11 protein-coding genes are annotated in these 11970 nt (G+C 72.1%); 4 read left to right on the forward strand and 7 right to left on the reverse strand.

All coding sequences use genetic code 11. The features are described 5' to 3' along the window. On the reverse strand, positions 1–549 hold a 549-nt coding region (locus NON22_RS13150), incomplete at its 3' end, for a hypothetical protein (RefSeq protein WP_257387393.1). A 69-nt stretch (positions 550–618) separates the two neighbouring features. Then, positions 619–1158: a hypothetical protein gene (locus tag NON22_RS13155; RefSeq protein ID WP_257387394.1), complete on the reverse strand. Its 540-nt coding sequence runs from the start codon at positions 1156–1158 to the stop codon at positions 619–621. Between the two features lie 93 nt (positions 1159–1251). Between NON22_RS13155 and NON22_RS13160 the strand changes: the two genes are divergently transcribed. The 4 genes from NON22_RS13160 to NON22_RS13175 are packed head-to-tail and all read left to right on the forward strand — an operon-like array spanning position 1252 to position 5344. After that, entirely contained in the window at positions 1252–2430 is a 1179-nt protein-coding gene (locus tag NON22_RS13160; RefSeq protein ID WP_257387395.1) for a hypothetical protein, read from the forward strand. Between the two features lie 28 nt (positions 2431–2458). Beyond that, positions 2459–3037: a DUF4214 domain-containing protein gene (locus tag NON22_RS13165; RefSeq protein ID WP_257387396.1), complete on the forward strand. Its 579-nt coding sequence runs from the start codon at positions 2459–2461 to the stop codon at positions 3035–3037. Between the two features lie 43 nt (positions 3038–3080). Continuing rightward, complete coding sequence (locus NON22_RS13170; protein WP_257387397.1) at positions 3081–4163, forward strand: glycosyltransferase; 1083 nt, start codon at positions 3081–3083, stop codon at positions 4161–4163. Then, positions 4160–5344 carry a glycosyltransferase family 4 protein gene (locus tag NON22_RS13175; protein ID WP_257387398.1) on the forward strand — a complete coding sequence of 395 codons (1185 nt, stop codon included), beginning with the start codon at positions 4160–4162 and terminating at the stop codon, positions 5342–5344. The genes NON22_RS13170 and NON22_RS13175 overlap by 4 nt, the downstream gene beginning before the upstream one ends. A gap of 34 nt (positions 5345–5378) precedes the next feature. Here NON22_RS13175 and NON22_RS13180 read toward each other — a convergent pair whose 3' ends face one another. The 5 genes from NON22_RS13180 to NON22_RS13200 all read right to left on the reverse strand — a co-directional run. Next, on the reverse strand, positions 5379–6758 hold the full coding sequence (locus NON22_RS13180) for an ATP-binding protein (protein ID WP_257387399.1): 1380 nt from the start codon (positions 6756–6758) through the stop codon (positions 5379–5381). 149 nt (positions 6759–6907) lie between these two features. After that, complete coding sequence (locus tag NON22_RS13185) at positions 6908–7600, reverse strand: response regulator transcription factor (protein WP_257387400.1); 693 nt, start codon at positions 7598–7600, stop codon at positions 6908–6910. Next, positions 7600–7854, reverse strand: a complete 255-nt coding sequence (locus NON22_RS13190) for a PepSY domain-containing protein (protein ID WP_257387401.1) — start codon at positions 7852–7854, stop codon at positions 7600–7602. Before NON22_RS13190 ends, NON22_RS13185 begins: the two co-directional genes overlap by 1 nt. Before the next feature lie 138 nt (positions 7855–7992). Continuing rightward, positions 7993–8901, reverse strand: a complete 909-nt coding sequence (locus NON22_RS13195) for an arginine deiminase-related protein (RefSeq protein ID WP_257387402.1) — start codon at positions 8899–8901, stop codon at positions 7993–7995. Positions 8902–8944: 43 nt separating this feature from the next. Then, positions 8945–11970, reverse strand: a 3026-nt coding sequence (locus NON22_RS13200; RefSeq protein WP_257387403.1) for a ligand-binding sensor domain-containing diguanylate cyclase, incomplete at its 5' end; no start/stop codon positions are given.

The following is an 11970-nucleotide window of genomic DNA, read 5'->3' on the forward strand; positions in this document are numbered from 1 at the left end:
CGCCACCGCCGCGCCGCGCCAGCGCGCGCCGCGCAGGAGCAGCAGGCCGAACGCCGGCCAGAACGCGCTGAGCAGGCTCTTGGCCAGCATCGCGCCACCGAGCGCCGCGCCGCCCGCCGCGCTGCGCAGGCCGCCGCCGGCGCGCTGCAGCAGACGCAGCGCCGCGAGCAGCAGCAACAGGTGCACCGGCTCGGGCCAGAGCCAGTGCGCGTAGGCCATGGTGGACGGATTCAGCAGGAACAGCGCCGCGGCGAGATTGGCCGCGGCGACGCGGCCGTCGACGTCGCGCCAGATCGCGCGCAGCAGCGCGGCGGCGCCGAGCAGGAACGCGGTCTGCAGCACCTGCATCGCCGGCAGCGCGTGCGGCTCGCCGAACAGGCGCAGCAGTCCGGCCAGCAGCCAGGCCTGCAGCGGCGGCCACCAGCCGACGTCGACGACGGGCGGGCCGACACCGGCCAGGCCGCGGGCCCAGCCGAGATAACTCACCTCGTCGCCGAGCAGGTTCTTGCCGCTGCCCCAGTACAGCCAGACCAGCGCGGTCTGCTGCAAAAGGAATAAAGCAATAAAGCTAAAAAGCAGAACGCGCCGGCGCACGCGGACGTCCTGCTCGGGCATGGGTTACGACGCCTTCGGTGCAGGTGCCGCGGCGGCCGCCGGGCGACGCTTGGCGCCGGCCTTGAACACCGGCGTGAACTTCTCGCGCGTGCCCTTGGTGTCGATGGATTCGACGTAGTACCAGTACTCGCGGCACGGATCGATGGTGTCGTCGCGGTAGGAGTAGTTCTTGGTCTCGTCGGTCGTGCCGGCGCCGAGGATCGGGTCGGCGTTGAGCTTGGCGAACGGGCCGTCCTCGCTGTCGCCGCGGAACACGTCGTAGCCGAAATTGTCGACCTCGCTGGCCGTGGTCCAGCGCGGCGTGTTGGCCAGGCGTTCTTCCTTCGCGACGGCACTCTGATCGCCGCAGGCGCCTTCCGGCAGCTCGGCCGCCGGCGCGGCCGCTTCCTTGGCGGCTTCGGGCTTGCTCTCCGCGGGTTTGGCCGGTTCGGGCTTGGCTGCCGGAGCTGCCGGTGCGGCGGCGGACTTGGACGCGTCCTGAGGCGCATTGCTGCAGGCAGCAAGAGACAGCATCAGGGCGAGAGGCATCAGGATCGTGCGCATCGGGAACTCCACGGCGTAAGAGGATAGGCCGGGCAGAAGGGACCCCGGCGCGGCCTATGGACAAGCACAGGCGGGCGCAACGATAGTCGGCACATGCTTTCCGTGCAAACTCTGCCGCGCCGCTGCGCGGCATGGCTGCTGCTCGCTGTCGCGCTCGCCGTTGCGTCGGGGCCGGCCGCCTGCGCCGCCGACTGGCAGGTGCGCATCAGCCCCGACGACGCGCTGTATCCGGTGCTGGATCTGTCGCAGCGTCCGAGCGACGGTCCCGATGCGCAGCGCTACGGCGACGGCAGCGGCATGCTCGCGATCGACGTCACCGCCGCGCAGGACGGCGAGCGCGTCGACCTGCGCGTGACCGCGCCGGGCCTGCGCGAAGCCGCGCACGTGCAGGCCGTCCTGCCGCGCGCCGGCGAACGCTATACCCTGCGCCCGCGGCTGCAGTGGAACCGCGCCGCGCTGGCCGGCCTCGACAAGCCGCAGGACGTCGACGCGGAATTCGCCTTGCGCCGCGGCGACGCGCCGGCCGAGCACCGCCGCCGCACGATACGCCTGCATCCGCTCAGCGAAGCGCTGTACTACGTGCGCGACGGCAAGGATCACGTCGACCTCGGCTGGATCTTCGCCGCGTATGCCGATCCGGGCTCGCGCGTGATCGACCGCGTGCTCGCCGAGGTCGCCGAACGCCATCCGTTCCTGCCGCTGACGCCGGGCCGGCGCACGCCGGCGCAGACCCTGGCTTCGGCCTATGCGATCTGGGAAGTGCTGCAGCTGCACGGCGTGCGCTATGCGGACGAAGACCCGGGCCTCGCGCGCGGGCCGTCGGTCTGGAGCCAGCACGTGCGCCTGCACGACGACGTCTGGAACGAGCGCCGCGCGAACTGCATCGACGGCAGCCTGCTGCTGGCCGCCGCGCTCGAGCGGCTCGGCGTGCGCAGCGTGCTGCTGCTCGTGCCGCGGCATGCCTTGCTCGCCTTCTATACCGGCGAGGCGGGCAACGATCCGGTCTTCGTCGAAACCACCCTGCTCGGCGCACGCCAGCTCGCGGTGCGGCCCAGGCCCGGCTTCGTCGGCGAGCTCAGCCTCATCGACAGCGATGCGCTCGACAGCTTCTCGGCGGCGCTCGTCGCCGGCAAGGCGCGCTACGCGCGCGAGGCCGCCGGCTTCGGCCAGCGCAAGCCCGACTACCAGTGGATCGATCTGACCACGGCGCGCTCGTATGGCATCATCCCGCTCGCCGCGACCGATGCCACCTGGGCGCCCGCACCGCGCTGACGCGCGCTCCGCCCTCGCCGCCCTCGCGATGAACGTCGATCCCCCCGTTTCGCTGGACACTTTGCAGCAGCAGATCCGCGCCGAGGCTGCTGCGTTGCCGCCGCCGGACGAAGTCGCCGCGCCCGTCGCGGGCACGGTCACCGACGCCGCGTTGTCGCCGGACCATCCGCAGCGCCTGCATTACGCGCTCGACGATTTCATGCACGTGCACAACGACGAGTTCGTCGAGCTCGCCTATCGCTGCGTGCTCAAGCGCGCGCCCGACGCGGCCGGGCATCTGCACGCGCTGCAGCGCCTCGCGGCCGGCGACAGCAAGATCGCGATACTCGGCGATCTCTGCGCGTCGCCCGAGGCCCGCGGCTACGGCGTGACGATCGCCGGGCTCGCCGCGCGTCATCGCTTCTGGCGGCTGACGCGGCTGCCGCTGGTCGGCGGCCTGATCGAGCGGCTCGCCCTGTTCTGGAACCTGCCCGAGATCGCGCGCGAACAGCGCCGGCTCGGCCAGGCGCTCGCGCAGCAGCAGACGGCGGCCGAGCTCGGCGATCTCGCCGCCGAGGTCGCACGCCTGCGCGAGGAGCTCGCCCGCTCGCGCGAGCCGCGGCGATGAGCCGGTCCGCCCGCCGGTCGCGGCCGCCGTCGAGGCCGGCCGCATGAAGATCGCGCTGCTCGCGCCGTCGCTCGCGGCGCACGACGCCGTCGGCACCGACGTCCTCGAAATGGCCGCTGCGCTGCGCCGCGCCGGCCACGACGTGCGCCTCTACGCCGACCACAGCCAGGGTGTCGCCGAAAGCGTGCATGCGCCGGCGGGGCTGGATCGCTGGCTCGGCGCGCGCGACGTCGCGATCTACCATTACTCGATCGGCTGGCCGCGCGTCGAAGCCCAGCTCGCGACGTTGAACTGCCGCCGCGTGCTGCGCTACCACAACGTCACGCCGCCGGAATTCTTCCAGGGCTGGTCGCGCGATCACGTGCGCAGCTGCGCGGCCGGCCGCGCGAGCCTCGCGGCGCTGGCCACGGCCGGCTTCGATCTCGCGCTGGCCTGCTCGGCCTACAACCTCGCCGAGCTCGTGCAGGCCGGACTGCCGGCCGCACGCGGACGCGTGCTCGCGCCGTTCCATCGCTGCGAAGCGCTGCTCGACCAGTCCGCCGACCTCGGCCTGCTGGACCGCTACGGCGACGGCCGGCGCAACGTGCTGATGCTCGGCCGCGTCGCACCGAACAAGGGTCACGCGGCGCTGTTCGACGCGTTCGCCTGCTACCGCCGCCATTACGCCGACGACGCGCGCCTGCTCGTCGTCGGCAAGCACGACCGCCGGCTCGCGCGCTATTCGCGCCATCTGCGCGAGCGCTGCGCCGCGCTCGGCATCGCCGAACACGTGCATTTCCTCGACAACGTCGACGACGCGCGGCTGAAAGCCTGCTGGCTCGTCGCCGACGCGCTGCTGATGCTGTCGGAGCACGAGGGTTTCTGCGTGCCGCTGGTCGAAGCCATGGCGCTCGGCGTGCCCGTCGTCGCGCGCGACCGCGCGGCCATCGGCGAAACGCTCGGCGACGCCGGGCTGCTCTGGCAGGAATCCGATCCGCGCCTGTATGCGGCGAGCCTCGCGCGTCTGGCGCGCGACGCCGATGCGGCCGAGACCCTGCGTCTGGCCGGCCGTGCGCGCTACCGCACGCAGTTCGCGCCGGCCGTGCTCGCCGCGCGCCTGCAGGCAGCCGTGGCGGCGCTCGCATGAGTCGCGTCGCCGTCGTCGTGCAGCGCTGCCATCCGGACATCGCCGGCGGCTCCGAGGCACTGGCCTGGCATTACGCGCAGCTGCTGCGCCGGCGCGGCGACGTCGACATCCTGACGAGCTGCGCGCTCGACTACCGCAGCTGGGACAACGCGCTGCCGGAAGGCGAGGAATGGCGCGACGGCATCCGCCTGCGGCGTTTCGCGAGCGCGTGGCCGCGCGGAGCCTGGTTCAACGAACTGCACCGCCGCCTGCTGCAGGCACACGCGCAGCAGGTCGAACGCGGCGGCGCCGCACAGCTGGCCTGGCGCGCGCCGCTGGCCGAGCAGTTCATCCGCGCGCAGGGGCCCTGGTGTCCGGGCCTGCTCGACCATCTGGCACAGCATCAGGGCGATTACGCGGCCGTCGTGTTCTGCACCTACCTGTACCCGACCACGTATTTCGGCCTCGAGTGCGTGCCGGCGGCCAAGCGCGTGCTCGTGCCGACCCTGCACGACGAACCGCCGGCCTATCTGCCGGTGTACGCCCAGGCCGCGCGGCGCGCGGCGCGGCTGATCTGGCTGACCGAAGCCGAGCGCCGCCTCGGCGCGCGGCTCTGGAACGAACTGCGCGGCGACGTCGTCGGCATGGCCGTCGCGGCGCCGGCGGCGGCGCCGGTGGCGCGCGAGAAACCCTACCTGCTCTACTGCGGCCGCATCGACGAGAGCAAGGGCTGCCGCGAACTGCTCGCCGCGTTCCGGCAGCTGCGCCGGCGCACGCGCGAACCGGTCGAGCTCGTGCTGACCGGCGCCGATCATCTGGGCCTGCGCGAAGCTGACGGCGTCAGGTTCCTCGGCTTCGTCGACGCGGCCGAAAAAGCCGCGCTGATGGCCGGCGCCGCCGCGTTCGTCATGCCGTCGCGCTGGGAGAGCTTCAGCATCGTCACGCTCGAAGCGATGGCGCAGGGCGCGCCGGTCGTCGTCAACGCGCACTGCGAGGTGCTGGCCGACCACGTCGACATGGCCGGCGCCGGCTGGGGCTATCGCGGCGCCGACGAGCTCGTGCGCTGCCTGGAAGACGCGCTGGCCCTGGATGCGGCCGCGCGCGCGCAGGCCGCCGAACGCGGCCGCATCTACGTCGCCGACCGCTACGCGGAAGCCACTGTCGCCGAACGGCTCTATCGCGCGGTCGGACTGGACGGTTGAACCGTCGCCGCGGCGGCGGCTTCCGGCTCCCGCCTCACATCGCCTCGAACCGTATGCAGAACAGCGCGCCGCCGAGCGCGTCGGAGCGGTGCACCGACAGGCTGCCGCGGTAGCCCTTGACGATGTCCTGCACGATGGCCAGGCCGATGCCGTGACCCTGCACGCGTTCGTCGCCGCGGACGCCCCGCTGCAGCAGGTGTTCGACTTTCTCCGGCGGAATGCCGGGGCCGTCGTCCTCTACGCGCAGTTCCAGGCCGGCGCGGCGCATGCGCGGCGTCCTGACGACGTGCGCGGTCAGCAGCACGCGCCGGTTCGCCCACTTGAACGCGTTCTCGAGCAGGTTGCCGAGCAGTTCCATCAGGTCGCCCTGGGCGCCGAAGAAGCGCGCGTCGGGATCGATCTCGAATTCGCAGAGCACGCGCTTGGCCGCGTAGACCTTCTCGAGGCTCGCGACGATGCCCTCGGCCGCCGTTTCGATCAGCAGCGGCGTGGAGAACACCTGGTGCCGCGACGCCGTCGCGCGCGAGAGCTGGTAGGACACGATGTCGTGCATGCGCTGCGACTGCTCGTTGACGCTGCGGCGCAGGCTCGAATAGCCCGCGTCGCCGTCGATCTCGCTGCGCAGCACGGCCAGCGGCGTCTTCAGGCTGTGCGCCAGGTCGGACATGGTGTTGCGGTAGCGGTCGAGCTGTTCGCGGCCGAAATCGATGAGCTCGTTGAGACTGCTCGTCAGCGGCGCGAGCTCGGCCGGATACTGGCCCGGCAGGCGGTCGGCGTCGCCGTTCATGACGTTGTCGACGTCGCGCACCATCTTGCGCAGCGGGCTCAGGCCCCAGCGCAGCAATGCGATCTGCAGCAGCAGCAGCACGATGCCGAGCGCGCCGAGCCAGCGCACGAGCGTGCGGCGGTAGGCGCTGACCTGGCGCAGGAACTGCTGCTCGCTCTGCGCGACGTGCACGGTCAGGTTGACCGGCCGGCGCTCGTCGACTTCCCAGCTGACGCCCTGCGAAAACACGAACACGCGGCCGACGGCGTTGTCGACCGGGCCTTCGAAGCGCGTCTCGCCGACCGGCAGGCGCGCGTCGAACGCGAGTTCGCGGCCGAGCGCCGACGGCGATTCCCAGCGCAGCGAGTCGCTTTCCCCGACGACGACGGCGTAGAGACCCGAGCCGGGGCGGTTGAATTCGGGATCGGGCAGGGTTTCCGGCGGCAGCAGCTTGGTGCCGCGCAACACGTCGGAACCGGCCAGATAGGCGTAGACATAGCCCTGCAGGCGGTCGCGCATCGCGGCGACCGTCGCGTCGTAGTACGCCTTGTCCAGCGCGAAGCCGGTGACTCCGAGGAAGGCCGCGAGCGCGAGGCCCGCCGCGACGGTGGAACGGGCCTGCAGCGACAGCGGCCGCCGCTGTGCCATTTAGGGATCCTCTGAGTGAGTCGGCGTTCTGCCGTGGAGTTCGCCCCCTCGGATCGAGGAGGCGGCCGGACGAGTGCTCTGCAGGCGTGGCGGTATCGTGGGACGAGCGGGCCGGCGCACAGCGGACCCTCGTTCGGAATCTTCCGGGTTCAGTCCGCCGTGACGTCGCTGCGCGGAATCGCGAAGCGGTAGCCGCGGCCGCGCACGGTCTCGATCGGCTTGAGATGGCCGTCCGGATCGAGCTTGCGGCGCAGGCGGCCGATGAACACTTCGAGCACGTTGGAATCTCGGTCGAAGTCTTGCTGGTAGATGTGCTCGGTGAGATCGGCCTTGGAGACGAGCTCGCCGGCGTGCAGCATCAGGTATTCGAGCACCTTGTATTCGTAGCTCGTGAGATCGACCGGCTTGGAATCGACCGTGATGCTCTGCGCCGTCGTGTCGAGCTGCACCGGACCGCATTCGAGCACGGGCTTGGTCCAGCCGGTCGCGCGGCGCACGAGCGCGTTGAGGCGGGCCAGCAGCTCTTCGACGTGAAACGGTTTGACGAGATAGTCGTCGGCGCCGGCCTTGAGGCCTTCGACCTTGTCCTGCCAGCTCGAGCGCGCGGTGAGGATCAGGATCGGATAGCGCTGGCCCTCGTCGCGCAGCGCCTTGACCAGGTCCATGCCCGGGCGCTTGGGCAGGCCGAGGTCGATTACGGCGACGTCGAACGGCATTTCGCGGCCGAGATAGAGGCCCTCGTCGCCGTCGGCGGCGCAGTCAACCGCATAGCCTTCGCGCTTGAGCCGCGCCGCGAGCGTCTCGCGCAGCGGCGCTTCGTCTTCGACCAGCAGGACTCGCATTATCGGCTCTCCTTGTTCTCGTCCGCGGGAATCTTCACGACTTGCACTCGCCCGTCGCGGGTCAGCAGCTTGATCCGGTACAACTTCTTCTTGCCGATCGTGACTTCCTCGGCCTTGAGCACGCGTCCCTGGATTTCCTGCTGCACCTGCTCGACCGCGCCTTCCAGGGTCAGCTGCGCGGCCGCCGGCGTGCCGGCCGCGGCAAGCGCGATCGGCAGCAGGAAGCAGCGCAGCAGGGATGCGGGTCTTAGCATGCGTTCATCTTAGCGAGAGGCATCGAGTCTCGATAGCGCGGATTGAATTGCGCCTGAACTGTGCGGCGGTGCGGAAATTCCGTGGCGGCGACGTAAATCCGGCGTGTAGGCCGCGTGCGCGAGCCTGCCCGCCGGACGTCAGTAGATCTCGCCGACGCAGCAGCGCAGGCTGCCGCCGGCCTTCTCGATTTCGGCCAGCGCGACGGCCTCGACGCGAAATCCCCACTCGGCCAGTGCCGCGCGCTGTGCCGGCCGCAACGAGGCTGCAGCACGTTCGCTCATCCAGACCGTGTCCTCGCTCAGCGCGATGCAGTTGCCGGCGTAGTCCGCCTTCTGCACCGCATCGAGCCGCACGACGCGCGGTGCGTAGGCGTCGGCGATCGCCGCGGCGACGGCCGGATCGGCGAAGCCGTCCGGCGCGATGACGAGCGCGCGGCCGGCCAGCACCGACATGACCACGTTGGTGTGGTACTCGCCGGGCGCGAGATCGAAACAGAACGTCAGGCGCAGGCCGAACGCCGCGTGCATGGCCGCGGCGCCGGCTTCGTCGCAGCGCTCGCCGAGGCCGCAATAGCCGATGCCGCGCGCGCGGTCGATGACGAGGCTGCCGGTCAGCTCGGCCGTGCCGTCGAGGGTCGACAGGTCCACTTCCTCGTAGCCGACGACGTCGCGGAAGAAGCCGCGGATGTCCGGCCGCTGCGCTTCGCGCCGGCGCACCGGATGGCGCATGCGGCCGACGACCGTGCGCCCCGGCGCAGTCGCGAACACGTTGTTCGGGAATACCGCGTCGGGCGTTGCCGGATCGCCCGGAAAACAGACCGTCGGCAGCAGCGCCGAGACGCGGCGCGCGAGCGTCGCATGCTCGGCGAGCGCGAGGTTCGCGTCGACGCCGACGTCCATGGCCATGTAGCGGTTGTCGCTGGCGGACTGGGCCGCGAGCTGGAAGCCCAGCGGCGTCACGAGGAACGCGGCGCGCGCGCAGCCCGCGCCGTCGGGCTGCAGGGTCGGCCACGCGGCGCGGAACTGTTCGATGGAACGGGTCAGCATGTGAAGGGCCGGGAATCGGGAATGGAGAAGGGGGAATCGTCGATCAAGGGCGGCGGATTTCGCGCCAGTCCGCGGCGTCGGTCATGCCGTCTTCGGCGACGACGGCGCGGTCGCGGCCGCGGCGCTTGGCTTCGTAGAGCGCGGCGTCGGCGTGGCGCAGGCAATCGTCGAGGCTGGCCGCCATCGGCGCGTCGGCATCGAACGGATACGCGCAGACGCCGAGCGAGCAGGTCACCGCGAGCGGTTCGACCGCGAACACGAACGGCCGTTCGGCGATGCAGGCGAGCACGCGCTGGGCGACCGCGTCGAGGCCGCTGCGTTCCGTGTCGCGCAGCACGAACAGGAATTCCTCGCCGCCCCAGCGCGCGAGCAGATCGCCGTCGCGCGCCTGCTGGCGCAGCCGCGCGGCGATCTCCACGAGCACGGCGTCGCCGACCGCATGGCCGTGGCGGTCGTTGATCTGCTTGAAGTGATCGCAGTCGATCAGCAGCAGGCCGAGCACGCCGTCGCGGTCGCCGTCCTCGCAGCGGCGCAGCGCGCGGGCGCATTCGGCCGGCATTTCCAGCGCGAAATGGCGCCGGTTCCAGAGGCCGGTCAGTGGATCGGTCAGCGACGCATGCTCGAGCCGGCGATTGACGTCGGCCAGCTCGCGCGTGCGCGTCGCGACTTCCTGCTGCAGCCAGCGCGCGCGGCGCGCGAGCGCGGCGCTGCGCCAGCGTCCGGCCAGTACGCCGAGCGCGAGCAGCGCCAGGCCGAAGCCGGTCAGCGCGGTCGGCGTCTGCCACCAGGGCGCGCGCAGGCGGAACGGAATTTCGATCGGCTGCGCCTCGACCGCGTATGCGTCACGCGCGCGCAGACGCAAGGTGTAGTCACCGGGCGGCAGGCGGCTGAACTGGAAGTACGCGCCGCTGCTCCAGTCGGGCCGGTGGTCGCCGAGGCCGAGCAGCTCGGCGTGATAGCGGATCTCCTGCGGCCGCTCGTAGGCCAGCAGCGCGACTTCGGCGCGCACGCTGTCGTCGCCGGCGGCGAGCACGGTGCCGGGTTTCAGCGGCGTGCCGCGTTCGGTCGCCGCCTGGCGCAGGCGCAGCGGCGACGCGCCGCCGGCGGCCGATTCCTGCGCCGGGTCGTACAGCGCGAGGCCGTCGACGCCGCCGGCCCAGACGCGGCCCGCGGCGTCGACGTGGCTCGCGCGGTTGAATTCGAGTCCGGGCAGGCCGTCCTCGATGCCGAAGTGCGTGACGTCGTCGAGCGCGAGCGGGTCGGCGAACGGGTCGGCGAAGCGATAGCGCGTGACGCCGTCGGAGCCGAACACGTAGAGGCGGCCGGCCTCGTCGACGGCCTGCTGGTAGATCTGTCCGGCCGGCCGCGCATGCGGCGGCAGCGGCACGCAGCGCAGCGCGCCGCCGAGATCGATGCGCACGATGCCGGCGCGGCTCGCGACCCACAGCGCGCTGCGGCCGCCCGGTTCGCGCTGCAGCTGCATGTCCAGCAGTTCGGCGCTCGGCAGGCAGCTATCGGGCACCGGCTGCCAGCCCTGCTCGTCGCGCCAGACCAGGCCGGCCGCCGTCGCGGCCCAGAGACGCTCGCGCGCATCGGTGGCCGGCGCGAGCAGCAGCTTGCGCACGGTCGGCGAGCCGTCGGCCAGCGGCAGCGGCTCGGAGCGGATCGTGTCGCCCTGCAGCCACGCGAGCCCGTGCCGCGTCGCGATCCAGAGCCGGCGGCCCTGCGCCGTGTCCTGCGCGGCGACGTCGAGCACGGTCAGCCCCGGCAGCCCGCTGTTGTCGGCGCTGTAGTGCGTGATGCGTCCGCGCTCGAGGCCGAGCAGTCCCTGGTCGGTCGCGAGCCACAAAGTCGCGCCGTCGCGCTGCATCGCGAACACCTTGCTGTGCGCGTACGGCGTCGGCAGGAAACGCTGCCACGCGCCGCCCGTCCAGCGCGCCGGGCCTTCGACCGTACCGATCCACGGCGACTCGACGCCGTCGGGAAAGCGCGCCTGGCCGACGCCGAACACGACGCGATGCGGCAGGCCGTGGCGTTCGTCGAGCGACGCCCAGCGGCCGGGCTCGCGCCGCGCGACACCGGACGACGTGGTGCCGAGCCAGAGCACGCGATGCTGCGGGTCGTCGCCGGTCTCGAGCAGGCTGCGCACGCCGTCCTCGGGCAGGCCTTCGGCACGCGTGACCAGATGCACGTTGCCGTCTTCGCCGATCTCGGCCAGGCCGGCGCGCGCGAGCGCGACGCGCAGCACGGGCCGGCCGTCGCGTTCGCGGCTAGGCAGCAGCGGCGCGGCCGTGCCTTCGGGAAAGCCCGTCGTGGCGTCGTAGGCGATCAGCGCGTCGCGCGTCAGCCGCGCGAGACCGCGGCCCGTGCCGATCCAGAGATCGCGGCCGTCGGCGCCGCCCCAGAACGCGAGGCCGCGGATCGCGCCGTTCGGCAAGCCGTCGGCCTTGCCGAGATGCCAGTCGGCGAGCACGGCGCGGCCGTCGGGATCGTCGAGGCGGTACAGGCCCGCTTCGTTCGTGCCGATCCAGAGCGCCGTCCCCTCCGGTCCTTCGCCGGCCAGCAGCACCGCGACTTCGAGCTGCGCGGTGGCCGCGATCACGGCGCAGCCGTCGGCGTTGCAGCGATAGACGCCGCGCGCGGTGCCGGCGTAGACGCTGCTTGTGTCGCGCGGATGCAGCGCTTCGAGCGCGAGCTCCGCCGGAATGCCGGAGACCGGCGCGAGCCGTCCATCGTCGTCGCGGCGCCAGAGGCCGACGCTGTCGCTGCCGATCCACAGGGCGCCGTCGCCGGTCGCGACGAGCTGGGTCACGTAAGGCCTTACGCCGGCGCGTTCGGGCAGCGCGATGCGCGCCCAGTGGCGGCCGTCGAACTGGGCCAGGCCGTCCTCGGTGCCGGCATAGACGAAGCCCGCGCGATCCTGCGCGAGCGCGTTGATCGTGTTCTGCGGCAGGCCGTCGGCGGTGCTGTAGCGGCGCAGCGCGGTCCATTCCAGCCGTTCGCGCGGCTGCGGCGCCGGGCCGTCGACGCGCGGCGGCGCCGCGAGCGCCGTCGCCGCGGCGATCAGCG

This window comes from Tahibacter caeni (assembly GCF_024609805.1).
GTDB lineage: Bacteria > Pseudomonadota > Gammaproteobacteria > Xanthomonadales > Rhodanobacteraceae > Tahibacter > Tahibacter caeni.

Bases quoted from the DNA above. Each gene is read 5' to 3' on its own strand.
- NON22_RS13155 (WP_257387394.1), bottom strand. From the start codon at position 1,158: ATGCGCACGATCCTGATGCCTCTCGCCCTGATGCTGTCTCTTGCTGCC.
- NON22_RS13160 (WP_257387395.1), top strand. From the start codon at position 1,252: ATGCTTTCCGTGCAAACTCTGCCGCGCCGCTGCGCGGCATGGCTGCTG.
- NON22_RS13165 (WP_257387396.1), top strand. From the start codon at position 2,459: ATGAACGTCGATCCCCCCGTTTCGCTGGACACTTTGCAGCAGCAGATC.
- NON22_RS13170 (WP_257387397.1), top strand. From the start codon at position 3,081: ATGAAGATCGCGCTGCTCGCGCCGTCGCTCGCGGCGCACGACGCCGTC.
- NON22_RS13175 (WP_257387398.1), top strand. From the start codon at position 4,160: ATGAGTCGCGTCGCCGTCGTCGTGCAGCGCTGCCATCCGGACATCGCC.
- NON22_RS13180 (WP_257387399.1), bottom strand. From the start codon at position 6,758: ATGGCACAGCGGCGGCCGCTGTCGCTGCAGGCCCGTTCCACCGTCGCG.
- NON22_RS13185 (WP_257387400.1), bottom strand. From the start codon at position 7,600: ATGCGAGTCCTGCTGGTCGAAGACGAAGCGCCGCTGCGCGAGACGCTC.
- NON22_RS13190 (WP_257387401.1), bottom strand. From the start codon at position 7,854: ATGCTAAGACCCGCATCCCTGCTGCGCTGCTTCCTGCTGCCGATCGCG.
- NON22_RS13195 (WP_257387402.1), bottom strand. From the start codon at position 8,901: ATGCTGACCCGTTCCATCGAACAGTTCCGCGCCGCGTGGCCGACCCTG.